Origin of the sequence: Fibrella aestuarina BUZ 2 (assembly GCF_000331105.1) — a bacterium.
Classification (GTDB): Bacteria; Bacteroidota; Bacteroidia; order Cytophagales; family Spirosomataceae; genus Fibrella; species Fibrella aestuarina.
In genome coordinates this window covers 5,441,187-5,467,447 of the sequence record NC_020054.1, presented here as the reverse complement: position 1 = coordinate 5,467,447, position 26,261 = coordinate 5,441,187, and the positions used below count along the sequence as shown (strand labels likewise).

Sequence of the window (26,261 nt, the reverse complement as noted above, 5' to 3'; positions counted from 1 at the left end):
CTATTTCTTGCCTTTCTTCGCCTGAGCGGTCAGGTCCAATGGCCCGGTCGTTGAGTCATCGCGAACGTATTTGGGCACAGCCGGGTGGCCCGATTGTTTAGCGGGCTTTGTCGCCACTTTTTTCATGTTCTTGTTCTTCTTGTCCTGATGAGTCGCCATGCGCTTATGGTTTAGTATACAACACGCTGAGTCCCAAAACGCTTTAACTCTTTTCGGGTCCTTCGTTTCGGTGGTTGCCGGCGGGCTCCCGCCAGCGCAAAGCCAACGGGAACCCGACCGGGCCTAGGCTGGCCGACCCATCGTATGCAACACCCGGAAATGGGAGGCGATGGCGGTCCAGAAGCTGCGGTTTTCCAGATAAGGCAGGTTGAACTCGCGCGCCGTATTCCGCACGATGGCCGTCAGGGCCGGGTAGTGAATATGGCACACCTTCGGGAACAGATGGTGCTCGATTTGCCGGTTCAGACCGCCACACACAAAGGCAGCCAGCCGGCTGCGGGGTGCAAAGTTGGCCGTGGTGCGAAGCTGATGGATCGCCCAGGCATCCTGCATCGTGCCCGATTCATGGGGTAACGGAAACGACGTGCCTTCGACCACGTGAGCCAGTTGGAAGACCAGCCCCAGCACCAGCCCTTCGGCCAGTTGCATCCCCATGAACCCGATCAGCACCTGCCACCAGGCTACATCCAGCAGCAGGTAAGGCAGCACCAGAAAGAACAGGTAATAGAGCGCTTTGCCCATAAACAGGTTGATGTACTCGCGCCGGGGATGCGCCGCCGGTTTGTGCTGCCCGATCTGGCGTTTGAAAAACTTAACGTAGTCTTTTCGGAATACCCAGGAAAGCGAGGCCAGCGTATAGAGCGGAAACGTGTAGAGGTGCTGATACCGGTGCCAGGGGCGCAGGGGCTCCTCGGTACTCAGCCGAACCAGGCCGGGCGCTACCTCGATATCTTCGTCGTGGCCGGGAATGTTGGTATACGTGTGGTGCACTACGTTGTGCGTGATTTTCCAGACATACGGGTTGGCACCCAGCAGGTAAAAGGTGTTTCCCAGCCATTTGTTGACCCACGGGATGGCCGAAAAAGCGCCGTGCAGGGCGTCGTGTGATACGTTGAACCCGATGCAGGCCGCGAACACGCCTAGCCCGATGGCAAAGCCGAGCATGGGCCAAACGCCAAACTGCCCAGAGATCAACAGGGCGTAGAGCAGGACGTACCCAGCCAGGAAAAACACGGCTTTGGCCCACATGGCTCCGTTGGCGTGGGGGGAGAGCGCCTTGCCGGCAAAGTAGGCATCGACCCGCTCACGAAGGGTGGCAAAAAACGGGGATCGGCCGGTGGCGCTGAATTTGAGTTTGGTTGACATGCTAACGTTGAGTAAAAGTGAGTTGTGCAAACTGCCAAAGGAGATTCAGGCAGCGCAAGGCAAACGGGGTTTCCGCGTCGGCCTGAACGAAACAGGGGCGCAACAAGAGGTGACGCACGTGTTGGGTAAAGAAAAGCGCCGTTTTTAGTGCTTCAGGGCGGTCGGCTTGCCCGCAATAGGTTGGGCAACGTACCTGATAAAGGCACCCGCGCTCAGCAGCGCGGTACTGCAAGCTGGTTTGGCCGGAGTGAGCCGAACAGCTGTACTGTTTCCTGATTGACGACGCTGCTTGGAGAATCAGGCCGGGCTGGAGGATCCAGCGTTAGCGCCTGTTTTTCGTTGCTCGCCTGTGCCTTGCGAAGGGGCCAGTTCGAGAATCTGGGTGATTGTCTCCCGCATCCCGGCGCCGGTTTCGACCGCCGGAGGTTCTTCGTTGTGCCGCAATAAACCGACCAACGCTGATGGAAAGCATAGACCCGAATCGGGTGAATAAACGAGGCTATCGGTGCTGCCTAGTAGGTCTACAGGTTTATAACCAAAAAAAGGGGATCCGGTGCCGTTTGCCGAGGCAACGGACCCAAAATAGAGCAAAAAGACAGCTCGATGTCGCTCGGCTAACCCGAGTTTGGTGAAAACCCTAAACGGCTGCGTAAACATCGATCCAGACCCGTAGTTTTACCCGTATGGCTTCATCGAATACGCCGATTTATACGGCCCTGGCGGCTAATCTGGGCATTGCTACAACCAAGTTCATCGTGGCGAGCATGACAGGTAGTTCGGCCATGATTTCTGAGGGGATTCACTCGCTGGTCGATACGTTGAACGAATTGCTCCTGCTGCTGGGCATACGCCGCAGCCAGCGCCCGCCCGATCAGAAACGACCGTTCGGCTACGGGCGCGAGCAGTACTTCTGGTCGTATGTGGTGGCGCTGCTGATTTTTGCCATTGGCGGCGGGGTCTCGCTCTACGAAGGCATCACGCACATTCAGCACCCCGAGGCGATCAAAGACCCTTTCTGGAATTATATCGTGCTGGGAATTGCACTGGTGCTGGACGGCTATTCGTTGCTGACCGCCTGGCGGGCCTTCAATGCCCAACGCGGTAATCAATCCTTGTGGGCGGCCATCAAAGACAGTAAAGATTCGGCTACGTTCACCGTGCTGTTTGAAGACGCTTCCGACGTGATTGGGCTGATCATCGCGTTTCTGGGCGTTTTTCTGGGGCATACACTGAACAACCCTACCCTGGATGGTCTGGCTTCCATCCTGATCGGGCTGTTGCTGGTGGGAGTAGCGGTGGTGCTGGCGCGCGAAAGCAAAAGCCTGCTGCTGGGCGAGGGTGTCGACCCGGAGGTGAGCCGACAATTGATCGCCCTGACCGAATCGGACCCGGCGGTTGTGCGGGTCAGCGAGCTGGCAACCATCTATCTAGGCCCCGAAGAAATCACGATGGTGCAAAGCGTGGCGTTTCAGACCAACCTCACCACCGACGTTCTCAACGAAGCCATCGTACGCATTCATGCTGCCATTCAGCAGCAATTTCCGTCTATAAAACACGCGTTTACGCAGCCGGTTGCTCTGCCCCCGCGCCAGGACACAACGCCAGTTGCCCGGAGCAACCACTAGGCCGCGAACGAAGCAACGGATTGATGCAACGGCGTGTTTATGATGTATAGCTAGCGGCGACCCATCAGGCGTGTAGGCCGGGTGGCTCCGTTGCTAATTGAGTACAGGTACGTTAACAAGCAGACATAATGAAAAAAGGACTAAGCATACTGATGCTCCTGCTGACGGCGCAGGTCGGCTGGGCACAGGCCCCGGCAGCAGCACCGGCCAAACTCCCTGCCCTAAAACCCGGCGAGGCCGTCGCTACGTTTGCGGGTGGGTGTTTCTGGGCGATGGAAGAAGGCTTCGACCAACTGAAAGGCGTGCGGGACGTGATCTCGGGCTATTCGGGGGGGAACACCAAGAACCCAACCTACGAAGAGGTGGGCACCGATCAAACCGGTCATGCCGAATCGGTGCAGGTGTACTACGATCCGAAGGTGATCAGCTACCGTGAGCTGCTGGACGCGTTTTTTGCGGGGCATGACCCCACCACCCTTAACCGCCAGGGACCCGACGTTGGCCGTGACTACCGGTCGGTAGCGTTCTACCGCACACCGGCCGAGAAAGCCGAAATCGAAGCGGCTATTCGCCGCACCAACGAATCGAATCATTATGCGGGCAAGGTGGTGACGGAAGTGGCGCCATTTCAGGTGTTTTACCCGGCCGAGAACTACCACCAGAATTACTGCAAACTCCACCCCGACCAGCCCTACATTCAGCGAGTGTCGCTGCCCAAAGTCGAGAAGTTGCGGAAGGCCATGAAAGGCAAGCTGAAATCGACGGTGTACTAAACCGATTGCTTATTGGTTTGTAGACCACACAAAAAACCGAACGGCCCAGGCGGGCCGTTCGGTATGGAATGGATAGTTCAAACAAACCTAACACTACTCAACACGGGCAATCCGGATCGGTACGCAAACTTTAGGCGGACAAGTGGGGCAGTTGACCGGAGCCGTAACCGGTAGCGTCACCGAGCAGCTCGTGGTGGCGTCCCGAATCACAACCGAGAATGAGCCGGTGTTGCCGTCGATCTGGCGAGGCGTGCCGTACGCAAACGGGCCCGTTTCGGCAGCAGAACCCACTTTTACGAAGTACGACGTGCTGGTGCCCGCCGTGCTCGGGTTGATTACGAAGCTATACGTACCGCTGGTTGCCGGGCCGCAAATAGCCACGATCGGTGCCTGAACAGGCGCTGCGTTGACCGTAACGGTAATGGATACGATGCTCGAACAACCACCAGCCGAGGTCGCCGATACGCTGTAAACGGTCGTGACGGATGGACTAACGACCACCGACGTACCTACGGTGCCATCGCTCCAGACATAAGTAGTGCTACCCACCGGGCTAACAACCGACAGGGTCGTGCTGGCTCCGGCGCAGATAACCGACTGGCTGGCCGCCAGCGTTGGCGTTGGCAGGGCTTCCACGTTCAGGATAACGGGGCAGCAGTTGCCCGATACGCAACCCGCCGCGCCGGTGCTGGTGAAGCTATAACTACCCGACAGCGAGGCCGAGAAGGTAGGCGTGGTGGCTACCGATGTAGTGACGCCATTGAACGTACGGAACCACTCTACGCCAGCCGTGTAGCTATCGGGGGCCGAAAGCACCACCGATGAACCCTGGCAGAGATCAATTGGTACGCTGACGCAGGCGCTGGCAATATCGTTTTCCGACAGGTTCCCGTTGCCCGGCGTCGAGTTGGGGTCTGTTTCAAAGCTGCGAATTACTTCAGCGATGTTGGTGCTGACGCCCCGCACGTCGACCCGCGCCGTGATGCTCAGCGAAACCGTAGAGGTGGCGCCTGCCAGTGCACTACCGATCGTCCAGCGGCCCGTTGTGGGGTTATAAATCGTACCCGGCGATGCTACGTGTGATACGTAAACCAGACCGGGAGCCAGGGTGTCGAGGACCACAACTCCTGTGGCGTTGGGGCCAGACAGGCGCTGCACGTTGACCGTATACGTTACGTTGCTGCCCACCGTCGCGGTGCTGCTGTTTGATGACTTGGTCACCGACAGGTCGGCCACGTTGCTGTCGCAGGCGTCGGGGATACCGTCCCCATCGGCATCGAGCAAATCGTTACCCGTACACTTGTCGAGGCAATCCGCTACACCGTCGTTATCTGTATCGGCTTTGACATAAGCATGGTAAACGCGCAGGCTAACTGCTACCGACACACCGGCAAGTGTGATACGGATGCTGTTAAATGCCTGCTGTGCCTTGAAGCCCAGTTGCGTTTTGTTTGATCCACCCAATACGTTGCTGAAAACCAGGCCAGTACCTGAAAAAGACTCCCGCAGGGCACCATTGTAATAAGTGGCAACGGTAATGCCTCCCAGGGCAGTCAGGTCGATGAGGCCACCGCCATTGTCGATTACGAAGCCGGCTTCATAACCAGCTGGGTACGTGGTGGCCGTGCCTACTTCTACATAGCGGCGGCAGAGCAAGCCGACTGTCGCCGAAATGGTGGCAAAGTTGGTTGTTGAATCACTGTCGACCAGGTTGGAGCTCCCTGACACGCTGCCAGCCAGACAGCTGAGTGGCAAGCCGAGCGCCGGGATCTCCCCGCTTGTGGCAGTGGCACCGTTGCCCGCTGTCAGCAGGCCGTCCATACAGTCTTTAGGACACGTACCGGGGCCCTCAAACGCATAGTAGACGTCGAGCAGTTTGCCGGCTGAAACCACACCGGTGTAGGCTAGTTCGATTTCGTCGAAATCCTGCGTCGTTACGAAGCTAAGTACTTGTTTGCCTGAGCCACTGCCGCCCAGGACGGTGGCTTTCAACAGGCCCGTGCCGCTCGAGAAGTTAGCTGTTTCGACCAGCGTTCCGTTGCGGTACGTGCGGATGGCAACCTGGTTTAGCAGGGTCGCATCGAGCAGGCCGAGCAGGCCGCTGTCGCGGTACCGGATTACGAACCCGGCTTCGTTACCAGCGGGATAATATTGCAGCGAATCCCTGACGGAAACCCGGTAACCACCAGCGGCTGACACGCCCAAATCGATCGTAGCAAAATCAGTGAGATTACCATTTACAACGGCTGAAGTGCTGGTGCCTGCGCAGGCCACGCATATGCCCGATGTGCGGGCCTGATTGATGTAAGCGCCCCGCCCGATCCCAACGACGGGATCCATACAAACCTGATTGTTTTCCCGCGTTTGCGGTGTCGTTTGTCCAAAAACTATGGACATAGTGCAGACTAGCATAGCCAGCAGCGTGGCTACGTTACGTGAAACGTTTTTCATGTGGACTAAAAAGAAGTAGGTGAAACGGACTGAAATCTGACCAGGCGTGGTCGATGATAAAGACCACCGTGGCTGTTGGAAAAAGCGCGTAGAGATACCGTTCAGGTCCGTCGACAAACCTGTTGTTAATAGTCGGTATCCGTAGAGGAGAGAGCGAAACGGGCTAACGTAATAGCCTAGTAATTATGAAAGTAGCGGTCTGCAATAGGCACTTGTTTGCATAGGATAGAGTGCATGTTTTCTTTCCATACCATTGGCAACTACTATACCAAGTAAACACCGACTAACTAGGTGATTGTCAACTTATAATCGATTTTATGCTTAAAAATATTTACTTATATACGTTTAATAGTGTGCTAATAATCAGTTGGTTATAATTAGAGGGTGTGAGAATAAAAAAAAAGCTTTTCGCATATTATATGTAGTTACATTTTATATATAATATTCAATTAAAGTATACTAATAGGATGATTTGGCCGGTTTGTCAACAAACATGCCTGTATGAATGAGTAATCAGATCTGCACTGTTATGATTTATTAAAAGGTAGATAAGTGTGTACAAAAGAGTGAGATGAAATAGCTTGGTCATAGCCTTGCCTACCGGAAACCACCACCAAATCCACCCGAATCGTAGAACGACCGACGACGGCTAAGTTTCAACTCCTGGAGGATCGATGATTTGGCTCGCAGATCGAAGGAGTAGTTACCGGCGCGAAAGGCGCTACCGGCATAAGGCGTCCAGTTAAAGGCCATTTCCCAGCAGTGCAGATCACGGTTGACGCCGATGGTGGTGATCGAGGGGGCTTTGAACTGGAAGTCGTATCCCGTCTGGAACGTAAACTTCCATTTGGGCGTCAGGCTGAAATCACCCGTTAGCTGCATCGTCTGGATGATGGCGCTCTGGATGGGGCTGAAACTCGTATAGCCAAAAGAATAGCTAACGTTTAGCGACCAGGGAATGGTAAAATCGACGTAGAGATCGGGATTCTGGCTGATGGCCTTCAGCGTGGCATCGCTGGCGTTGGGTGATTTCTTGGGCTGATCAGCTTTTTTCGGTGCAAAGCGAGTGCTGATAAACGCTTGCAGGCTCGATAACCGCGCCAGACCAGCTCCTTCGTTCACCATATATCGGTTGACACGCACATATTCTACTTGCTTAGAGCTCGTCTCGTTTGCTTCGTACCGCTGGAAATAATACGGATCAAAAACCGACGAGATGTTGAAGTTGACGTTCTTGGCGATCTGCGTATTGGCACTGACGTTGATCGTCGAGAGGTTGAACTCGTTGGCCAGCAGGTTGTAACTGCCGTTCAAACTCAGGTTGTCGAAGATGGGTACCTTCTTGAACTCCTGCCCCGAGCTATCGTCGCGGGTACGTACCTTCATTTCCAACTGGTTGACGATCCCAAACGACACGATCGCCGATTGCCCCGGCGGGGTGCTGCCATACGTACCTCCTAACCCCCGGAAGCGCGACAGTGTGCGGCGGTATTCGGGTACATTGTTAAAGGATGAACCTGCCGGGCCTTCGAGCCGCTGGTAGAAGCCAAAGGTCGAGCTTGAGAAATCGGGCGTGTAGCTGATCGACACCGACGGGGCTACCGTGTGCCGGATGGCTTCGAGCCGCTTCCCCCGGATAAACGCCGTGCCGTAGAAGCGCGTGTTGATGCTGGCGTTGGTCGAGAACTGGTAGGTCGGGAAGAAGCCCCGCTCACGGCTAATGCGCACGCCGTTGGAGTCAGGTACGTATTCGTAGTTCAGCCGGTAGTTGTAGATATCGCCCTGTAGCGAAAAACCCGGCGTGAAGTTGATGTAGCGGGCAATCTTAAAGTTAGGCAGCGCAATGGGTATGCTGTAGCGCATGTTGATCAGCCGATTGTCCCAGATGCGTCCTATGTTGTCAAAATTGAACGCAATCAGGTTAGGATCCTCGACGGTCCTGCCCAGGCGGATGTCAGTAGCCCGTTGGATGCTGTCCTGAATGAATATCGCGCGGCTAACCGGTTTGCCAAAGATCGATTCGTCGGGTATGACCCGAAAACCGTAACCCGTCGTATCGAACTGGCTGCGGATGGTATTGCTGACCTGCGCGTTGGCGTCGAACTGAAAGCCCAGGCGGAAACTTTCGTACCAGCGACCCGTGCCCCCCTTAAGCGCAAACGGCGCAATCTGATTGACCGACAGGTTAAAGTCGCCCGATACTTCCGTTTTGCCGTTTTCGCGCACACCCGTGGTCTGGTTGATCTGGCCAAACTGCTGATTGACGCGCAGGTTGCTCCCCGCCCGTACGTATTTGCCAAACGTACGGCTATACTGGATCGACGACCCCGCCACGTTAGAGGTAACCGCCGCCGTGTTGAACGAGTTGAACTGGTTATAGCTGTTGCTGGTCACGTTGACGCTCGCCGAAAACGACGACCGCCGCCCGATGTTCTGCGGGGCGTGGTTCCAGGTGATGGCAAAGTCGGTGCGGGGCTTGTTGAGGGTATCGATCAGGTCGCCGGCGAAGTTGCGGTTATAGCGTAGCTGGAAGCCCCCGTTGTAGCGGTACCGTTTGTTGTAGGCGCCCGATAACCCACCGCCCCAGCTACCCCGCGAGTAGATCTGTCCCGTAAACTGCAGCCCGATATTCTCGTTGACGGCCCAGTAATAACCGCCGTCGCGCAGGTAAAAGCCGCGTCCGTTGGGTTCTTCGCCGTATTGGGGCATAATGATCCCCGATACGCCAATGTCTTTTTTCTTCGGAAACGGGAAAAAGCCGAACGGAAGCCCGAGCGGTAAGGGGATCTCGTTGATAACCAGGTTGAACGGCCCCGACACGACCTGCTTATTGTGCACTACTTTGAGCTTGGGCGCATTGATGTGGAAGTGGGGCGTAGCCAGGTTACAGGTCGTGTAAATCGACCCGCGAATGTAGAGGTTGTCTTCGGCGTCTTTCTTAACGGTTTTTCCGCGGATGTTGCCCTCACCCTGTTGCGTGATGATACTGGTGACGAGGGCTTTTTTGGTCTTAAAATTGTAGCGGATCTCTTTAGTATTATAGGTCTCGCTCCGGTCCTTGAAAATGGGGGTGCCGATGGTCTTCTTGGCCGTTGAATCGTAGCGGCCGCGCGCATACACCTCGTTGGTTTCCTGATTGAGTTTGATGTAATCAGCTTTCAGTGAGATGTCGCCGTAAACCACTTCGGCTTCACCCCATAGCTCCACGATCTGTCCGTTGACCTGGCTGGAATCTTTCGACGAATAGCGAACCGTGGTGGCAAACTGATCCTGCGGTACCTTCGCCGTGTCGGTTCGGGCCGTATCACCCGCCGAACGGCCCGAAAGCCGGGTACGTTGCGTACCGGCCGGTGCCGACGTACCTGAGGCAGGCCGTGCGGCTTCGGGCGATTGGTTGACAGGTTTGGAAGGGGGCGTCGGGAGCGGACTAAGCGGGCTGGTGGGGCGTTCCTGCGCCCGTGCGAGGCTCAAAAAGCCCAGCAATAGCCACAGGATCAGCACCCAGGTGTTGACCCGTAAAATAATATGTCCTTTTTTCGGTTCTATCAAAAATTACATTTGCCGACGGGAGAATGTCGTCGCAACGTACACAAAGTTATCAACGAACAAACACCCGATACTGCCTTGAAAGCCATTTCACTGTTAAATAGTATTAAACCGACTGTGCCACTGGCCTCAAATCGGTTTGTTAGGATTGTCCTACTTTCGGTGATATTGGGGCCTTTGCTTGCCCTGACGACCCTGCCAAGCCCCACTCGGTGGCAGGATACCGTGCCCCAGCAGCCCCGTCCGGCGGGGCGCGCCAACCAGATCAGGACGGTCGTGCTCGACGCCGGTCATGGCGGAAAAGACCCCGGTACCCACGGCCGCCAGGTGCAGGAAAAGAAGATCAACCTGAAGATTGCGCTGGCATTAGGGACCAAAATAAAAGAGGAAATGCCCGACGTGCGGGTCATTTTTACCCGTACCACCGACCGGTTTATTGAACTGGCAGAGCGCTCGGCCATTGCCAACCGCAACCGCGCCGACCTGTTCATCTCAATCCATTGTAACGCCAGCCCGGTGTCGAAGGCCGTCCACGGTACCGAGACCTACACCATGGGATTGCACAAAACCGAAGGCAATCTCGACGTCGCCAAACGCGAAAACGCGGTTATCCTGAAAGAAGCCAATTACCAGGAAACCTATAAGGGCTTTAATCCCAACTCACCATTGGCCTATATTATGCTGGCTAACTACCAGCACGCGTTCATGGGCAGCAGCATCAGCTTTGCCGAGAAAATCGAGCGCAACTTCCGCCGCATGGCCGAACGTCGCAGCAACGGCGTCAAGCAGGCCGGTTTTCTGGTGTTGTGGCGCACGACCATGCCGAGCGTGCTGGTTGAGACTGGCTACCTCACCAATGTTGATGAAGAAGATTTCCTGGCTTCTGAAGATGGGCAGGACCGCATTGCAGCCTCTATCTGCAAAGCCTTCGAGCAGTATAAACACGATATGGAGGGGACAAACTAACGTCGACCACTCAAGACGTCGCGATCACGGCCGTCTTTCGGCCAATTGAGCGCTGAGCCTTTGTCTGTTGAACCTTGACCGATAAACCTAAGTTATCCCCAATAGGCACCGGCGCTTTCGTTGTTGAGCCGGGCATTGTATCAATCGTTCATGAAACTATCGCAGGAAGCAAAGGTGGGTCTGCTGGCTTTGGTGGCCCTCACCATGCTATTTTTTGGGTTCAACTTTCTGAAGGGGACCAATATCTTCAAGAAAAGTAGGCAATACAGCGTCATTTATAGTAACGTAGACGGGCTAACCACGTCGAACCCGCTATTGCTAAACGGGTTAACGGTTGGCCGGGTAGCATCCATCGAACTCCTGCCCGATCAGGGTAACAAACTCCGGGTCACCCTCGACGTCAACAAAAACGTGGTCATCACGCAGGGGTCGAAAGCGCTTTTGGCTGATGGCGGTCTGCTGGGTGGCAAGATCATCCGGCTGCAACTGAATCCCGGCGCGCCCCTGCTGGCTGAAGGCGAGATGCTGGTAGCCGACAACGAGCAGGGCATTTCGGGCCTGATCAAGGAAAAAACGCTGCCCGTGTTGAACAACGTCGACTCGCTGACGCACCGGCTTAACACGGTGGTAGCCCAGTTTGACCAGACGGGCGTGATCCTGAACCAGACCTTGCAAGGGGCCAATGCCGTTACGGGCACGCTCAATGCGGCGCTGAACGAAAACCGGGCTGGCCTGAAAGCGGCGCTGGCCAACGTGAATCAATTGTCGCGTTCGCTGGACCAGACCACGCGCGAACTGGGACCAATATTGACCAAAACCGGCTCATTCGCCGATTCGCTCAACGCCCTGCAACTTCGCCAGACGCTCAACAACGCCAATAAATCGATCGATAACCTGCAAAAACTGCTGGGCAACATCGAGAAAGGGCAGGGTTCGCTGGGTAAGCTGACGACGGACGATTCCCTGTATGTCAACGTGAGCCGCACAGCCGGATCGGTCGACAAACTGCTGAACGATTTCCGGGAAAACCCGAAGAAATACATCAACGTCTCGTTTTCGGTCTTCGGTAAGAAAGACAAGCCGGCCCCGAGCAAGCCGGGCACCGTGCGCGTCACTACCACGACGACGACCAAAGTAGATTCGATACCGCAGAAATAAACGAGGATTCGTTACGGAAATGCTGACGCGAAACCCTTTGCGTCAGCATTTTTGCTTTACTACAACTTCATTCGCAAACCCTTATGCAACCCCTTCTCGACGAACTTACCCGCCGCACGGCCCAGACGTACCTGGGTGGTGGCCAGAAAAAAATTGATGATCAACACAAAAAAGGCAAGCTCACCGCCCGTGAACGGATAACGTACCTGATCGATGAGGCAACCGACTTCCTTGAAATCGGCCTTTTTGTGGGCGAGGGCATGTATGCCGAACACGGAGGGTGCCCATCCGGCGGCGTCGTTACGGGCCTTGGGTACGTGTCGGGGCGGCTGTGCGTGATCGTGGCCAACGACGCCACCGTGAAAGCGGGCGCGTGGTTCCCGATTACGGCCAAAAAGAACCTGCGGGCGCAAGAGGTAGCCATGGAAAACCGGCTTCCGATCATCTACCTGGTCGATAGCGCGGGTGTGTACCTACCGTTGCAAAACGAGGTGTTTGCCGACAAAGATCATTTTGGCCGGATGTTCCGCAACAACGCGCACCTGTCGGCGATGGGGGTGTTGCAGGTAGCGGCCATTATGGGCAGTTGCGTGGCGGGCGGCGCCTATCTACCCATCATGTCCGACGAAGCCCTGATTGTGGAAGGAACCGGATCGATTTTCCTGGCCGGACCGTATCTGGTGAAAGCGAGCATCGGCGAAGATGTCGACGCCGAAACGCTGGGTGGCGCCGCCATGCATACCGAAATTTCGGGCGTGATCGACAACAAATACCCCGACGATCAGAGCTGCCTCGACGCCATCAAACGCATTCTCGATAAGACGGGAGCCCCGGAAACGGCGGGCTTCAGCCGGGTAGCGCCCGCGCCGCCCGCGCTTGATCCGGCGGAGATTTACACGCTGCTGCCGCAGGACCGGGTTAAGCCTTACGATATGCAGGCCATCATCGATCGGCTCATCGATAATTCTGATTTCGATCCCTACAAGCCCGATTATGGTCAGTCGCTGATCTGCGGCTATGCCCGCATCGACGGCTGGGCGGTGGGTATCGTGGCCAACCAGCGGAAAGTCGTGAAGGCCAAACAACCCCGCTCTGGCGGGGGGGCGGCGGTCGAAATGCAGATGGGCGGCGTGATCTATGGCGATGCGGCCGACAAAGCCGCGCGGTTTATCATGAACTGCAACCAGAAAAAGATCCCGCTCGTGTTTATGCAGGATGTAACGGGCTTCATGGTCGGTAGCCGGGCCGAGCAGGGGGGCATCATCAAAGACGGGGCAAAACTCGTCAATGCGATGGCCAACTCGGTGGTACCCAAAATCACGATCATCGTGGGTAACTCGTATGGCGCCGGTAACTACGCCCTTTGCGGCCGGGCCTACGACCCGCGCCTGATGGTGGCCTGGCCAACCGCCCAGATGGCTGTAATGAGTGGCGCGTCAGCGGCCAAAACCTTGCTGCAAATTCAGGTGGCGTCGCTCAAAGCAAAAGGCGAGACCATCACGCCCGAAGACGAACAGGCGCTGCTGCAAAAAATTACGGATCAATACAACGCGCAGCTATCACCCTACTACGCCGCCGCGCACCTGTGGGTCGATGCCGTGATTGACCCGCTGGATACCCGCCGCCACGTGGCCACCACGCTGGAAGCAGCCAACCACGCCCCGATCACGAAACCGTTCAATGTTGGTGTCATTCAGACGTAGGGCAACGCAACGGTTTGGTGGTCTGATGGGTCTTATGGCTAACCCGTTACCAACGAACACCATCCATCATGAAGACGCTTGCTACCTGTTTCGCGCTGGCTGCGCTAGTAGGGTGCGCCAAAGCCATCACGCCCGATTGTCAGCCGAAAGCTACGGCCAACTGCATCTGTACCCAGGAGTACCAACCTGTTTGCGGCTGCGACGGACGTACCTACAGTAATGCCTGCATGGCGACCTGTGCCGGGGTACGTTATACGCCCGGCGCCTGCTCGGGAAAATAACGAACGAAGCGAGGGGAAAACCGGCGGTCGTCGTTCAACGAATGAGCTACTGGCCGCCCGGTCCCTGAACCCAGTCCATCTGCTCGGGAATGTCCTGCTCGATTGCACGGCGGACCTTCTCGACAATCTCGTCTACGCTTTCCTCGGGGCTAACCACCAGGGGCGCTTTGAAGCGGACGGAGAGCTGAGTGTTACGCTTTTTAAACCGCAACCCCTTCTTATCGAACGCCCGCCGGAAGCCGTTGATGACCACCGGAATTACGATGGGGTCGTTTTCTTTGATCAGATAGCCCGTGCCTTTCCGAACGGGGGCGTAAGGTTTGGTGGTGCCCTGCGGAAAGCTGATCACCCAGCCATGTTCGAGGGCCGTCCGCACTTTGTCGCCCGCCGACGTGTCGACCGTGCGCTTGACGTCACGCCCATCGGCCCGCCACGACCGCTCTACGGTAAGGGCCCCGCCCAGCGCAAACACTTTTGCCAGAATTCCCTTCTGCATGGTCTCGCTGGCGGCCACATAATATTGCCGGGCGCGGGGTGCAAATAGATACATCGGTGGGAGCATGGTGTCTTTGAAGCCCCATTTCACCGCACAGAAGATGTGGTAGAAGGCAATGACGTCAGCAAAGTAGGTCTGGTGATTCGATAGAAACAGCACATTGTTGATGGGCAGATTCTCCAGATGCTCGGTGCCTTCGATGGTGATCCGGTTGACGGTTGTGTACCGGAAATACGTAAACCAGCCCACAATCGAGATGATGATGCGCTTAAACAGCAACCAGTTACCAAAAGGATCGCACTCGAACAGGCCGATGATATCGAGCCGGTCGAGGGGCTTGGGCAGGTAGCTGTATCGGGTTGGTTTTACGTAGCGCATAATTCCTGGTCGTGGGTCAAGAGTCGGTAGGCACTGGCATCGAACGCATAGTAATGGCCAATGAATGTCACCCCAAGCCTAAACTCGGACCCGCAAAGAAAGGAGAAAGCCGCGCCCAAAAAAATTTCTCAGGTACGTTAATCTTTCTCGTGGCTGGTCTATCCAAGCATCAAACAATCACGAAACGCGCCTATAGCCGACTTTTTACTTCCCGACTGACTGCCTATCTATCGACCCGGCTGGGTCGAGCTTCGGGTTCACCAAATTAACCTCAGTAAGAAAGTATGAAACGCTTAGTTGCCTCCGCCCTTGCCCTCACGTCTTTGTTTATTGCCTCTGCTTCCTTTGCCCAGGTTCAGGTGGGCTTTCGGGGGGGCGTCAATTGGGGGACCGTTTCGGAGCCGTCAATGCTCAAAAACCTACCCGTCCAGCCTGAGTTGTCGCCCGGCCCCACCGGCGGTATCTTCCTCGACATTCCGCTGGGCACCGGCCTGGTGTCGTTCCGCCCCGAAGTGAACTACGTACAAAAAGGGTTTGTGCTGCGCGAAGGCACCAACATTGATCTGGGGCTTATCAACCTGCCAATTGGGGCGCGCGTGGCCTACCAGACTCAGTCTATCCAAACGGCGGCGTTGCTGAAAGTCAATCTGGTCGACGGGCCGATACAACCTTACTTCTTTGCTGGCCCGGCGGTAGCCTACACCTTCGATGGCCGCATACGCACCCGCGCTACGGCCCTGTTTACGACGAAAAACATGGATGTCGACCTCGATTTTGGTAATACGCTGAATCCTTGGGATTTTTCGGGCGTAGGTGGTTTCGGGATTTCGACCGAGGCCGGTAGTGGCAAGTTTTTTGTGGAAGGTCGCTATGAGTATGGCTTCACCCGTCAGTTGCAGGTGCCGCTCGTTAACCTGCCCGTCCGTAACCGCAGCGTTGGTATATCAGTCGGTTATGCTTTCACACTGTAAGCCGTTGCCCTCGTTCGTTTAATAGCTTCCGTTCAGTACTGACAAGACCCTGTCGCGTCGCCCACCGGAAGATGGTGAGCCGAGCCTATACATCTTATATATTGTTGATTACGAACCAATGAGTTAGACGCACCCACCCCTGGCGGGTGCGTCTTTTTTATGATTAATATCAAACAGACAAAAAGTTAACCCGTCTTTGTGGTTATTTTTGTCAATCGTACAAACTAACCGTAAGCAACAACGGGTCTTAATCAACTCGTAGCCACGACACCTGAATTATGTCAACAAAAGTCAACGACTTTACGTATTCGACTGCGGCGGAGCCCCATCGCATCCGCACACGGCAAATCATGAAAGCCCACCCGGAGGTAAAGAAGCTCATTGGGCAAAAAAACCCGACGACACTCTGGGTTGCGGTGGCCTGTGTCATCCTGATGGTGGGTATGGCATGGCTCCTGCGCGATCAGTCGTGGTGGCTGATTATTGCAGCGGCCTGGTTCATTGGTGCCTTTCCGGCGCATACCCTGTTTGTCTGCATTCACGAAGCAGCCCACAACCTCGTGTTCCGTAAGCCCGCGGCCAACGTCTGGACGGCTATTTTCGCCAACCTGCCCACAGTATTCCCCACGGCCATTACGTTCAAGAACTTCCACATCAAGCACCACGCTTTCCAGGGTGTGCACGAACTCGACGCCGATCTGCCCGACTGGTACGAAGCGAAACTGATTAACAACTACTCGATCGGTAAGGCAATCTGGTTGCTGCTGTACCCCATTTTTCAGGGTATCCGCACGCTCCGTATGCGCGAACTGGCGGTATTTGATAAATGGGTGATTGCCAACTTCGTTGTGCAGATCACCTTCGACGTGCTCATCGTTGTGTTCTTCGGCTGGAAGGCCCTGGCGTTTTTGGTGCTGTGTCTGTTCTTCTCGGTGGGGCTGCACCCGCTGGGTGCCCGCTGGGCGCAGGAGCACTTCCTGACCCTCGATCCTAATCAGGAAACCTACAGCTACTATGGCCGACTCAACACGGTAAACCTGAACGTAGGTTTTCACAACGAACACCACGATTTCCCGTCAGTACCCTGGAATAAGCTGCCGGCTATTAAGAACGCCGCACCGGAGTATTACGAGACGCTCAAATACCACACGTCGTTCGTGAAGCTGTTTTTCCTGTTCCTATTTAATCAGGAAATTTCGCTCTACTCGCGTATTGTCCGGAAAGAGCGCGGCCGCGTCACCCTCGACGATCAGTCGAAGCCCGACATGGATATGATTCAGCCACAACCGCAGCCGGTAACTGCTTAGCTTATAGTCTTCCCATGCGAAAGCCCGCCCCAGTAGAGGCGGGCTTTCGTGTTTTGTAAACTACTGAATTTGGGCCCAAAGTATTCGGGCGATTTCGGCCATGCCTTTGTCATTGGGATGAGCGGCCACCCCTGGGTTAGTGAATTGAGTGGCCATATACTCAGGGCGGCCAACCAGCTTGCACAGGCAGGCTACTGCATAACCACGCTCTGCGGCAATGGTGCGAATGACCGCATCGCTCTTAGGGTTATTCCAGAAACTGGTTGAGCAGACGATTTTCGCGTCTGGAGCCGAATGCGCAGCTATATAATCGAGCAGGCGTTTGTAATGCACGCCAAAGTTGTTGGCGTCAACCAACTTGTCGTTGATGTTTTCGGAGATACGAACAATGACAAGATTAGGCTTGCTCACAAAAGCATTATCTAGCTGACTAAGGTCGTATGTCCAGTACGCTCTCTCAAAATCGCCTCCGTTCGCCAAAGTGACGCTGGCAGACGGCAGTACTCGCTGCAAGTTGGCCGTCAACAGGTGAACAAAGTCGGCCTGTGGGGCAGACGCAGCCATCCCGTGCGAATAAGGCCAACCTACGTTAGGCAGCGGTAGGTGAAGCATGATGCTATTGCCGATAATAAGCGTTCGGGCGAAAGCCGTCGGCGGTGTTGAGGCGACCGGCGTGTCTACAGGGCAATCACAATCAGCTGCCGCCGGCAGGGTAGGCGTATTGCCATTGGGCGGCGTGACGGATACATCAACCGGCGGTTTATTGATCGAGTCATCCGTGTAGCCACAGGCTAGTACGCTGGCAAACAATGATAGATAGCATAAACGCTTAACTATTGCCCATTTATGAATTCGTAGATTCATAGTTTACTAATATCATGTGAAGTAAAGTACTGATGATTCATATCGCGAGATTGCTGTGTATAATGATAATGAATAACTAAGATAAAAAAGCAAAAACTTACCTTCTATTCATGGCGCCGATGTATTGGCATGTTATTTAGCTCACCAATATTTGTTTTTCTATTTCTTCCTTTTTTTCTACTGATCTATCACGCGCTGCCAGCTAAGCAATTGATACAAGCTGAAGCTCGTCTTGGTTGGCGGAATAGGTTTCTTTTTGTTGCTAGTTTATTGTTTTACGCGTGGGGGGAAGGCCTTGTGGTCATTGTCTTGCTGTCCTCTGCCGCTATAAATTATATCGCTGGTTTACTCATTGCGCACTCGTACAGAAAGTGGGGTTTGTATCTGTCGTTGATTGGTAGTTTATCTTTATTATTCTATTATAAATACGCCAATTTTACAGTTGATTCGGCAAGCCAGCTCGCCCATTACCTGGGTGCATCAACTGAACACTGGCAATCAGTAGAAACGATAGCGTTACCTATTGGTATCAGTTTTTACACGTTTCAGGGTATTTCATATGTACTCGACGTTTATTGGGACCGTATTGACGCCAACCGAAATTTTATCGATTACGGTACGTATGTCGCCATGTTCCCGCATCAAATCGCCGGGCCAATCGTACGCTATGCGGATATCGCTGGCGAATTAACGAACCGGCACACAACATTTTATAGTTTTTCGTTGGGTATCGAGCGCTTTATTATTGGATTGGCGAAGAAAGTGTTGTTAGCTAATTCGTTCGCCAGAGTTGCCGATACCGTTTTCGATACACCTGTCGATGCGATGTCGACATCAACGGCCTGGCTTGGTATTATCGCTTATTCGCTTCAGATCTACTTCGACTTTTCGGGTTACTCTGATATGGCCATTGGGTTGGGTAAACTCATTGGGTTTGACTTCAAGGAAAATTTCAATTACCCATACACGGCTCAATCTATTCAGGATTTCTGGCGGCGCTGGCATATATCACTCTCCAGCTGGTTTAGAGATTATCTGTACGTACCCTTGGGTGGTAGTCGGGGGACGGCCGCGCAAACATATCGTAACTTACTGGTTGTCTTTTTTGTGACAGGCCTGTGGCACGGGGCCAGTTGGAACTTCATTGTCTGGGGGTTATTTCACGGCTCATTTCTATTGGTTGAGCGGGCGGGGCTTGCCAATTGGCTTAAGCGCGTTCCATGGCCCGTAAGGCATGTCTATACCCTGTTGATTGTAGTGGTTGGCTGGGTGTTTTTTCGGGCCGACGATCTCGGTAGCGCCGTGGCTTATCTAGGTCGAATGACGGGTATCGGTCAGATAACGGCAACTTGGACGGTTTACCCGATTTCTTACCTGTTGACAGCTCCTCAGCTGGGTACGTTCCTGATGGGTGGTCTGCTGGCGACTCCTTTTTATCACTGGTGGAAGAGCCAATGGCAGCGACTGCTTCCTGTTTTTTGGCGGGATATTGGCTACATGATTGGCTTATTCGGTTTGTTTATTATTACCATTACTTATTTAGCCGCCAGTACCTATAATCCATTTATTTACTTTCGCTTTTAATCGATGATAACTTCATGAAAAAGCTATACATACAAAGCATAGTGTTAATTTTTTTTATCATACTGTTCTTGCCAACGGTTAGCTATTTTCTAGGCGTTACGCCAGAACAAACCATGGAATCCAAGTCAAATGTACAGACTACCGGTAGGGGGGGGACTTATATCAAAAACAAACTAAGACAAATTAATTCCTATTATGTCGGTAATTTTGGTGGACGAACTGCCTTGGTTTATTGCCACAATGTGTTGAATTACTTTTTACTAAAGCAGTCGCCTATACCCGAGCAAGTGTTGTTAGGAAAGGATGGGTGGCTATTTGCAGGTGACCAAACTGGATATGTCATAAAACAACACATTGGTTTGTTTTCACTTTCCGCTGATTCAGCCCGCATTATTGCTGACCATTTACTAGCTGTTCAGCAAAAATTGAAGCAAAAAAGTATTAAATTTTACGTATTGATTGCTCCCGATTCGCATAGTATCTATTCTGAAAAACTCCCCGACTTACTACAGCAAAATAAAGTCGATAAAGCAGCTGGCTACCGCCCTGAAACACCACATGACGTGTTGTCATCTACCATGAGTCGGTATCCTGAATTGTCGTATATCGATCTTCGGGATACATTGATACAGGCAAAGAGACTCGCCCCTGTTTACCAAAAAACAGATACACACTGGAACAATTACGGGGCTCTAATCGGATGCGCCGTTTTGATGGATCATATGCGATTGCATTTCCCCTACCTTAAGCCGATCCGAAAAGAGGATTATCGCTATACCAAGGTTCCTGGCGACGGTGGCGATTTGGCCGGTTTGATGATGTTGCGTAAGCAAGTTCGCGAACCCTATCTGTACGGGGTTGAGCCGAAAAATCCGCTGAAAGCCAGAGAAGTAAAGGTGAGTAGCCGGTCGGCTACCGGGTACCCGGATAGGCAATGGATCGGACCCGACACGACTCAACCCAGGTTGATGCTCTTTGGCGACTCATTCACCACGAGCGTAGCGTTTTTTCTGCCAGCCTACTTCGGCGAGTCGTACTTTGTGCGGCAGTCGACACTCGACTGGAAACGGATCGAGGCTGAGAAGCCCGACGCGGTAGTGGTCGAAATTGTCGAACGGAATCTGCGTGCGTTAAGCCGTTTGTAGTTTAGCTGCGTTTTTCTCCCAACAACTCCGATATTTGCGGCCAAATTGGGCGTTTGTCGGTGGGCGTTGCGCGCCGACACATGACCTTCCTACCTGAAATGGCTGATAAACAAAAAGTTGTTCTTGCATTTAGCGGAGGGCTCGACACCTCCTTTTGTGTAAAATACCTGACCGAAGATAAGGGCATGGAGGTCCACTCGGTGCTGGTGGATACGGGGGGCTTCTCGGCCGACGAACTGGCGGCCATCGAAGCGCGGGCCTATTCGCTAGGGGTTGCCTCGCACGCCGTGGTGTCGAAAACCGACGATTATTATCAGGATTGCCTGAAGTTTCTGGTATTTGGTAACGTGCTGAAAAACAACACGTACCCACTAAGCGTATCGGCGGAGCGGATCTTTCAGGCCATTGCCGTTGGCGAATATGCCCGGCAAATTGGGGCGTCGGCGATTGCGCACGGCAGTACGGGTGCTGGTAATGATCAGGTACGTTTCGATATGGCATTCCGGATCATCGTGCCCGAGGCCGAAATCATCACGCCCATCCGTGACCTGCGGTTGTCGCGGGAGGCCGAAATCGAGTATCTCAAAAGCAAAGGTGTTGATCAGGAGTGGCACAAAGCCGCCTATTCGATCAATAAAGGCTTGTGGGGTACGTCGGTAGGGGGTAAGGAAACACTCACGTCGAACCAGTACCTGCCCGAATCGGCCTGGCCGACGCAGGTAACCAAATCGGGTGACGAAACCGTAACCCTGACCTTTACGCATGGTGAATTGACGGGCATCAACGACGAAACGTTCAAGAACCCCGTTGGCGCTATTCAACGCCTCACCGAACTGGCTGGCCCGTATGGTATTGGCCGCGACATTCACGTGGGCGACACCATTATCGGTATCAAAGGGCGCGTAGGCTTCGAGGCACCAGCCCCGTTGATCATCATCAAGGCCCACCACGCGCTGGAGAAGCACGTTCTGACCAAAAACCAACTGACCTGGAAAGAGCAGCTGGGCAATTACTACGGTACCATGCTCCACGAAGGGCAGTTTATGGACCCCGTCATGCGGAACATCGAGACCTTCCTGGCCGACACACAAGGCCACGTAACAGGCAAGGTGTTTGTGCAACTGGCGCCGTATCGGTTCACGGTGTTGGGTATCGAGTCACCATACGACCTAATGTCGGCGAAATTTGGTTCATACGGTGAGATGAACAATGCCTGGACTGGCGACGACGTGCGCGGCTTCTCGAAAGTCGCCTCCAACCAGGTCATGATTTACGAACGCGTTAAAAACAATGAATAATGGATAATGAAGAATGGATACTGGGCGGTTGCGATCACCCAGTATCCATTCTTCATTATCCATTCTCTTTTGAGGATGACCATTCACGCAGGTATTATTGGCGGCGCGGGCTACACGGGTGGTGAACTGCTTCGAATTCTGATTAACCACCCGTTTGTGTCGGTGGCGTTTGCCCATAGCCAAAGTCAGGCGGGTAAGCCGGTTTGGGCCACCCATACCGATCTGCTGGGCGATACCGACCTGACGTTTGCCGGGGGCGAAACTCAGGCGCTGGTTCAGCAGGAAGGCCTCGATGTGCTTTTTTTGTGTTCAGGACACGGCCAATCGGCGAAGTTTCTGGCCGAAAACGACGTACCTGAGCACGTAACGGTCATTGACCTGAGCACCGATTTCCGCGACGAAACGGCCGATTTTGTGTATGGCCTGCCTGAACTGAACCGCGAGCGCATCCAGCAAGCCGACCGGGTAGCCAATCCGGGTTGTTTCGCTACGGCAATCCAACTGGCGCTGTTGCCGCTGGCCGAGGCGGACCTGCTGCTCGACGCCGTGCAGGTGAGTGCCATAACGGGCAGCACAGGCGCGGGGCAGGCGCTGGTGCCTACCACAGGGTTTACGTGGCGCAACAACAACCTGTCTATTTACAAAGCCTTTACGCACCAGCACCTAGCCGAGATTCGGCAGAGTCTGGTGCAATTGCAACCCGGTTTCAGCGAAGCGATCAACTTCGTGCCCTACCGGGGTGACTTCACACGGGGGATCATGGCCAACGTGTACACGCCCTATGCAGGTACGTTGGCCGACGCGCTTGACCGCTATCGGGCTTACTACGAAAACCACCCCTTCACGCATGTGAGCAACGGCCCGGTCGATCTGAAGCAGGTAGTCAACACCAACAAGTGCTTGCTGGCGCTGGAACACCACGATGGCCAGTTGCTCATCAGCAGCGTAATCGACAACCTCACCAAAGGGGCTTCGGGGCAGGCCGTTCAGAATATGAACCTGGTTTTTGGGCTGCCTGAAGATGCCGGGCTGCGGCTGAAAGCCGTGGCGTTTTAGGCAATTGCCAGCGGTCTAGGGCCTGGGTTGAAGAAATTGCGGTAAGGAATCCAGAAAGCTACGGGTAACGGGTTTGGTTTGGTATGAGAGTATATTGCTGAACTCGTTGCACCGCGCCCGGTCGATAGCGCTTGTCGACGACGTCAGGATGATGACCCGATGGTGCTGATCTGTCTCACGCATACGCTCCAGAAAGCCCCAACCGTCGAGTTCAGGCATGTTCAGGTCCAGAAAGATCAACGTAGGTTGCAGCACGGTTAGCTGTGAGAACGCGTAGACTGGATCGGTGAAGTCGTGTATGTCGGCACTGATCGGCAACTGACTTAGCCCTTTTCGCATGATCAGGTTGCAGATGCTGCTATCATCAACCAGCATAATGGTTGGCGTCATAGCTTTTGAGTCCATTCGTCAGACGAAAATAAGGCTGCGTCGATTTGTTGCACAACCTGTTGCAGCGACTGGTCCAGATCGGTTGAGGTGGCCACCAGGGCGGGAATGATCTCGCTGATCACCTCCTCTGGTGGTAGTACATCAATAAGGTAAGCCAGACTGAGAATGCGGGAGAGGGGTTCACGAATGGTGTGAGCGTGCTGCCGCGACAAGTGCAGTAGTTTAGTGTTTTTCAGTTCCAGCGCCCGGGTACGTTGCTGAATGACTTCTTCCTGAGTAGCGACCAATTCCGAGATTACGTTGCTTTTCTCCTGCAAAGCCAGAAGCGCTTTATCGACGGCCCTTTTGCTGGCATTCAGTTCGTCGATTAGCCGAATCGACTGAATTTTGGCATACAGATTTTCCAGCGTGATCTTCAGCACGGTGATGTCTGCCGCCTGAAACGAGTGCGATTCAGTAGAGAAAACGCAGGCAATAACGCCTGACTCAGGTGCGAGGGTCAGGTTCCAGCTCCACAATTGAATAAGCTCGCTGGTTGAGGGAAGTCGCACCAGCTCAATGCTCTGCGCGAGCACGGCTGCGTCGTTGATCACCACCGGAATACTGTTGCCTTTCAGCAATCGTTCGTGGCTGTAGAGCAGGCCGTAATCGCCTTGTTGCCAGACAACCTCGGAGGGCGTGAGGGAGAAAATCACGTACTCATCCTGTTGGTAAAAACAGAAGCGAATAAGCTGGTAACTAAATAGGTATTTAACGTGACGTTGCAGGCATTGCCGTATTTCATCAAACGAGGTGGTCCGGCTGAGATTGCCAGAAAACCTCGATAATTGCTCGTAGATAATACGGTACTTGAAGTCGTTGAGGGCAGACAAAGGCGTTGAGTTAAGCGGCGATTTCCACTAATTCATTATCAATCCTAATGCCGGAAATGTCGGCAATGGTATTTAACATGTTCACCAAGTCGGCCTGAGCCATCAATTCCTGAATTTCCTGTCCGTTGAAGCCAACGGCAGTAAGCTGGCTAAAGTGGTCTTCTGTAATGGCTTTCGGCTGCAAAGCCGCTTTGGTGACTACGCGGACGGCGGTTCGATAACTGAGCGGAATGAGTTCGCTATTCATCTCGTCGGTGACCCTAAACTGCTCACCGAAGACGTTGCCCAGTCTGTTGGCAAACAGGCCGTGCACGGTTGCACAGTAGTGGCAACCGCGCTGCGTCGATACATTGTAGATAATGAGCTGCTTGATAATGTTGGGAACAACCCCCAGCAGCAATGTGGCGCGGAGCTTTGTCCAGTTCCCCCGCAGCAAGACAGGGTTATTACCCTGACATTTAAACCAGTTTAAGACAAACGGTAAGCCTAGTGCCTGACGTGTTTCGTCGTATAGCTGTTGAACTTCAGGGGTGGCTTCTTCATACTGGACTAGACGAAAAGGAAAAGCGTATTTCATCATAATCAACAGAAGAGTAAGGTCATTCGTACTAAATTAAGAAAACAACCGCCCAAAAGAAAACAAAAACGTCAATATGCTAAGTTGTTGTTTAATCAATATCCATACCAGTCACCCCACAATGTGCGTAAGGTGCGAAGAATTTCCTGCTCGCGGGGGTTCTGTCCGGGTTCAAAAATCCGTTGGCTCTGCAACTCGTCGGGTAGGTAATTTTGCTGACTAAAGTTGCCATTATAGTCGTGTGCATACTGGTATTCACGGCCGTAGCCCAACTGCTTCATCAGTTTCGTTGGGGCATTGCGTAGGTGCAGCGGCACGGGCAGGTGGGCCGTTTTTTCGGCAAGGGCCATCGCCTCGTTAATGGCCGTGTAACTGGCATTGCTCTTGGGCGACGTAGCCAAGTAGATCGCCACCTGGCTCAGAATAATCCGTCCTTCGGGCATGCCAATGACCCGGATAGCCTGCATCGCCTGCGAGGCCATCAGCAGCGCGTTGGGGTTGGCGTTGCCGATGTCTTCTGAGGCCATGATGAGCATCCGCCGGGCAATGAACACGGGGTCTTCGCCTGCCACCAGCATCCGCGCCATCCAATACAGGGCTCCGTTGGGATCTGAGCCACGCAGGGACTTGATAAAGGCCGAAATGATGTCGTAATGCTGCTCGCCCGACTTATCGTAGCGGGCAATGTTCTGCTGTGCCACCTTCGTCACGTACTCGTCGGTAATGACCAGTTCATCGCTGCTGATGTGGCTGCTCACCACTAATTCAAGCAGGTTGAGCAGCTTGCGTCCATCGCCCCCCGACAGCCGGAGCAGTGCGTCATACTCAGCGACACGTACCTGCCGTTTTTTCAGCTCAACATCGGTAGTCAACGCCCGTTCGACCACCTGAATCAGTTCGTCGCGGTCGAGCACCTCGAGCACGTAGACCTGGCAACGCGATAGCAGGGCGCTGTTGACCTCAAACGATGGGTTTTCGGTTGTAGCGCCAATGAGCGTGATCTGCCCTTTCTCCACGGCCCCCAGCAGCGCATCCTGCTGACTCTTGTTGAAGCGGTGAATCTCGTCGATAAAGACAACCGGCGGAAATAAACCCGCCGGGCGGCTCAGCACATCGCGCACTTCTTTTACACCGGCGTTGATGGCACTGAGGGCCACAAACGGTCGCTTGACGGCCTCGGCCAACAGGAGGGCGAGAGTGGTTTTGCCCACGCCCGGCGGGCCCCAAAGGATCATGGAAGGAAGCCGCCCCGCCTCGACGGCCCGGCGCAGTGCACCGCTGGGCCCGATTAATTGTTGCTGGCCAATCACGTCGTCCAATACCCGTGGTCTGACTCGTTCGGGGAGGGGGATAGTACCGGTGTTCATTGCGTTTGTGGTCTGTTGTTATGAGGCGCTAACCGGCGCCCCCGACAAACTACGCCCTACGAATCGTAAAATAAAAAGGGCCGCCGGT

22 protein-coding genes are annotated in these 26,261 nt (G+C 54.1%); 12 read left to right on the top strand and 10 right to left on the bottom strand.

Features of this window, described 5'->3' with window-relative positions; all coding sequences use genetic code 11:
• Positions 1-159: a hypothetical protein gene (locus FAES_RS30530; RefSeq protein WP_015333513.1), complete on the bottom strand. Its 159-nt coding sequence runs from the start codon at positions 157-159 to the stop codon at positions 1-3.
• Between the two features lie 123 nt (positions 160-282).
• Positions 283-1,365, bottom strand: coding sequence for a fatty acid desaturase family protein (locus FAES_RS22615; RefSeq protein ID WP_015333512.1), 1,083 nt, complete (start codon positions 1,363-1,365; stop codon positions 283-285).
• A gap of 683 nt (positions 1,366-2,048) precedes the next feature.
• Between FAES_RS22615 and FAES_RS22610 the strand changes: the two genes are divergently transcribed.
• Positions 2,049-2,990 (top strand): cation diffusion facilitator family transporter, encoded by a 942-nt coding sequence (locus FAES_RS22610; protein ID WP_015333511.1) that lies wholly within the window; start codon positions 2,049-2,051, stop codon positions 2,988-2,990.
• Between the two features lie 128 nt (positions 2,991-3,118).
• Positions 3,119-3,763: a peptide-methionine (S)-S-oxide reductase MsrA gene (gene msrA, locus FAES_RS22605; RefSeq protein ID WP_015333510.1), complete on the top strand. Its 645-nt coding sequence runs from the start codon at positions 3,119-3,121 to the stop codon at positions 3,761-3,763.
• Between the two features lie 93 nt (positions 3,764-3,856).
• Here the strand turns inward: msrA and FAES_RS22600 are convergent, their stop codons facing one another.
• Both FAES_RS22600 and FAES_RS22595 read right to left on the bottom strand, forming a co-directional pair.
• On the bottom strand, positions 3,857-6,103 hold the full coding sequence (locus FAES_RS22600) for a DUF11 domain-containing protein (protein ID WP_015333509.1): 2,247 nt from the start codon (positions 6,101-6,103) through the stop codon (positions 3,857-3,859).
• Positions 6,104-6,811: 708 nt separating this feature from the next.
• Positions 6,812-9,763, bottom strand: a complete 2,952-nt coding sequence (locus FAES_RS22595) for a putative LPS assembly protein LptD (RefSeq protein WP_015333508.1) — start codon at positions 9,761-9,763, stop codon at positions 6,812-6,814.
• Between FAES_RS22595 and FAES_RS22590 the strand changes: the two genes are divergently transcribed.
• The 4 genes from FAES_RS22590 (at position 9,740) to FAES_RS29770 (ending at position 13,868) form a co-directional block, all read left to right on the top strand.
• Positions 9,740-10,726 carry an N-acetylmuramoyl-L-alanine amidase family protein gene (locus tag FAES_RS22590; protein ID WP_015333507.1) on the top strand — a complete coding sequence of 329 codons (987 nt, stop codon included), beginning with the start codon at positions 9,740-9,742 and terminating at the stop codon, positions 10,724-10,726. The genes FAES_RS22595 and FAES_RS22590 overlap by 24 nt on opposite strands.
• 150 nt (positions 10,727-10,876) lie before the next feature.
• A complete protein-coding gene (locus FAES_RS22585) occupies positions 10,877-11,884 on the top strand; it encodes an MlaD family protein (RefSeq protein ID WP_015333506.1) in 1,008 nt (335 codons plus the stop codon).
• A gap of 83 nt (positions 11,885-11,967) precedes the next feature.
• A complete protein-coding gene (locus FAES_RS22580; protein ID WP_015333505.1) occupies positions 11,968-13,587 on the top strand; it encodes an acyl-CoA carboxylase subunit beta in 1,620 nt (539 codons plus the stop codon).
• 68 nt (positions 13,588-13,655) lie between these two features.
• Entirely contained in the window at positions 13,656-13,868 is a 213-nt protein-coding gene (locus FAES_RS29770; RefSeq protein ID WP_015333504.1) for a Kazal-type serine protease inhibitor domain-containing protein, read from the top strand.
• Between the two features lie 46 nt (positions 13,869-13,914).
• On the opposite strand, the gene FAES_RS22575 is transcribed toward FAES_RS29770, so the two are convergent.
• The gene (locus FAES_RS22575) at positions 13,915-14,742 is read right to left on the bottom strand and encodes a lysophospholipid acyltransferase family protein (protein WP_015333503.1); all 828 of its coding nucleotides are present in this window, start codon (positions 14,740-14,742) and stop codon (positions 13,915-13,917) included.
• 284 nt (positions 14,743-15,026) lie between these two features.
• Here FAES_RS22575 and FAES_RS22570 point away from each other — a divergent pair, with 284 nt between their 5' ends.
• Both FAES_RS22570 and FAES_RS22565 read left to right on the top strand, forming a co-directional pair.
• Positions 15,027-15,713 carry a porin family protein gene (locus FAES_RS22570; protein WP_041258301.1) on the top strand — a complete coding sequence of 229 codons (687 nt, stop codon included), beginning with the start codon at positions 15,027-15,029 and terminating at the stop codon, positions 15,711-15,713.
• 278 nt (positions 15,714-15,991) lie between these two features.
• Positions 15,992-17,020: a fatty acid desaturase gene (locus tag FAES_RS22565; protein WP_015333501.1), complete on the top strand. Its 1,029-nt coding sequence runs from the start codon at positions 15,992-15,994 to the stop codon at positions 17,018-17,020.
• Positions 17,021-17,080: 60 nt separating this feature from the next.
• Here the strand turns inward: FAES_RS22565 and FAES_RS30220 are convergent, their stop codons facing one another.
• Positions 17,081-17,884, bottom strand: a complete 804-nt coding sequence (locus FAES_RS30220; protein ID WP_015333500.1) for an SGNH/GDSL hydrolase family protein — start codon at positions 17,882-17,884, stop codon at positions 17,081-17,083.
• 129 nt (positions 17,885-18,013) lie between these two features.
• On the opposite strand from FAES_RS30220, the gene FAES_RS22555 reads away from it, so the two are divergent.
• The 4 genes from FAES_RS22555 to argC all read left to right on the top strand — a co-directional run bounded on the left by FAES_RS22555 (position 18,014) and on the right by argC (position 22,967).
• On the top strand, positions 18,014-19,468 hold the full coding sequence (locus FAES_RS22555) for an MBOAT family O-acyltransferase (protein ID WP_015333499.1): 1,455 nt from the start codon (positions 18,014-18,016) through the stop codon (positions 19,466-19,468).
• A 14-nt stretch (positions 19,469-19,482) separates the two neighbouring features.
• Positions 19,483-20,613 (top strand): alginate O-acetyltransferase AlgX-related protein, encoded by a 1,131-nt coding sequence (locus FAES_RS22550; RefSeq protein WP_015333498.1) that lies wholly within the window; start codon positions 19,483-19,485, stop codon positions 20,611-20,613.
• Between the two features lie 98 nt (positions 20,614-20,711).
• Positions 20,712-21,911 (top strand): argininosuccinate synthase, encoded by a 1,200-nt coding sequence (argG, locus tag FAES_RS22545; protein ID WP_041259360.1) that lies wholly within the window; start codon positions 20,712-20,714, stop codon positions 21,909-21,911.
• 75 nt (positions 21,912-21,986) lie between these two features.
• Complete coding sequence (gene argC, locus FAES_RS22540; protein WP_015333496.1) at positions 21,987-22,967, top strand: N-acetyl-gamma-glutamyl-phosphate reductase; 981 nt, start codon at positions 21,987-21,989, stop codon at positions 22,965-22,967.
• Between the two features lie 15 nt (positions 22,968-22,982).
• On the opposite strand, the gene FAES_RS22535 is transcribed toward argC, so the two are convergent.
• From FAES_RS22535 to FAES_RS22520, 4 genes are all read right to left on the bottom strand, one after another.
• Positions 22,983-23,357: a response regulator gene (locus FAES_RS22535; protein ID WP_041259358.1), complete on the bottom strand. Its 375-nt coding sequence runs from the start codon at positions 23,355-23,357 to the stop codon at positions 22,983-22,985.
• On the bottom strand, positions 23,354-24,052 hold the full coding sequence (locus FAES_RS22530) for a hypothetical protein (protein ID WP_158408805.1): 699 nt from the start codon (positions 24,050-24,052) through the stop codon (positions 23,354-23,356). Before FAES_RS22530 ends, FAES_RS22535 begins: the two co-directional genes overlap by 4 nt.
• A 187-nt stretch (positions 24,053-24,239) precedes the next feature.
• On the bottom strand, positions 24,240-24,809 hold the full coding sequence (locus FAES_RS22525) for a carboxymuconolactone decarboxylase family protein (protein ID WP_015333493.1): 570 nt from the start codon (positions 24,807-24,809) through the stop codon (positions 24,240-24,242).
• A 92-nt stretch (positions 24,810-24,901) separates the two neighbouring features.
• Positions 24,902-26,173 carry a replication-associated recombination protein A gene (locus tag FAES_RS22520; RefSeq protein WP_041258300.1) on the bottom strand — a complete coding sequence of 424 codons (1,272 nt, stop codon included), beginning with the start codon at positions 26,171-26,173 and terminating at the stop codon, positions 24,902-24,904.
• Positions 26,174-26,261 lie beyond the last annotated feature (88 nt).

Coding starts and splice junctions, on each gene's coding strand:
- FAES_RS30530 (WP_015333513.1), bottom strand. CDS start 159: ATGGCGACTCATCAGGACAAGAAGAACAAGAACATGAAAAAAGTGGCG.
- FAES_RS22615 (WP_015333512.1), bottom strand. CDS start 1,365: ATGTCAACCAAACTCAAATTCAGCGCCACCGGCCGATCCCCGTTTTTT.
- FAES_RS22610 (WP_015333511.1), top strand. CDS start 2,049: ATGGCTTCATCGAATACGCCGATTTATACGGCCCTGGCGGCTAATCTG.
- msrA (WP_015333510.1), top strand. CDS start 3,119: ATGAAAAAAGGACTAAGCATACTGATGCTCCTGCTGACGGCGCAGGTC.
- FAES_RS22600 (WP_015333509.1), bottom strand. CDS start 6,103: ATGGATCCCGTCGTTGGGATCGGGCGGGGCGCTTACATCAATCAGGCC.
- FAES_RS22590 (WP_015333507.1), top strand. CDS start 9,740: ATGTCCTTTTTTCGGTTCTATCAAAAATTACATTTGCCGACGGGAGAA.
- FAES_RS22585 (WP_015333506.1), top strand. CDS start 10,877: ATGAAACTATCGCAGGAAGCAAAGGTGGGTCTGCTGGCTTTGGTGGCC.
- FAES_RS22580 (WP_015333505.1), top strand. CDS start 11,968: ATGCAACCCCTTCTCGACGAACTTACCCGCCGCACGGCCCAGACGTAC.
- FAES_RS29770 (WP_015333504.1), top strand. CDS start 13,656: ATGAAGACGCTTGCTACCTGTTTCGCGCTGGCTGCGCTAGTAGGGTGC.
- FAES_RS22575 (WP_015333503.1), bottom strand. CDS start 14,742: ATGCGCTACGTAAAACCAACCCGATACAGCTACCTGCCCAAGCCCCTC.
- FAES_RS22570 (WP_041258301.1), top strand. CDS start 15,027: ATGAAACGCTTAGTTGCCTCCGCCCTTGCCCTCACGTCTTTGTTTATT.
- FAES_RS22565 (WP_015333501.1), top strand. CDS start 15,992: ATGTCAACAAAAGTCAACGACTTTACGTATTCGACTGCGGCGGAGCCC.
- FAES_RS30220 (WP_015333500.1), bottom strand. CDS start 17,884: ATGAATCTACGAATTCATAAATGGGCAATAGTTAAGCGTTTATGCTAT.
- FAES_RS22555 (WP_015333499.1), top strand. CDS start 18,014: ATGTTATTTAGCTCACCAATATTTGTTTTTCTATTTCTTCCTTTTTTT.
- FAES_RS22550 (WP_015333498.1), top strand. CDS start 19,483: ATGAAAAAGCTATACATACAAAGCATAGTGTTAATTTTTTTTATCATA.
- argG (WP_041259360.1), top strand. CDS start 20,712: ATGGCTGATAAACAAAAAGTTGTTCTTGCATTTAGCGGAGGGCTCGAC.
- argC (WP_015333496.1), top strand. CDS start 21,987: ATGACCATTCACGCAGGTATTATTGGCGGCGCGGGCTACACGGGTGGT.
- FAES_RS22535 (WP_041259358.1), bottom strand. CDS start 23,357: ATGACGCCAACCATTATGCTGGTTGATGATAGCAGCATCTGCAACCTG.
- FAES_RS22525 (WP_015333493.1), bottom strand. CDS start 24,809: ATGATGAAATACGCTTTTCCTTTTCGTCTAGTCCAGTATGAAGAAGCC.
- FAES_RS22520 (WP_041258300.1), bottom strand. CDS start 26,173: ATGAACACCGGTACTATCCCCCTCCCCGAACGAGTCAGACCACGGGTA.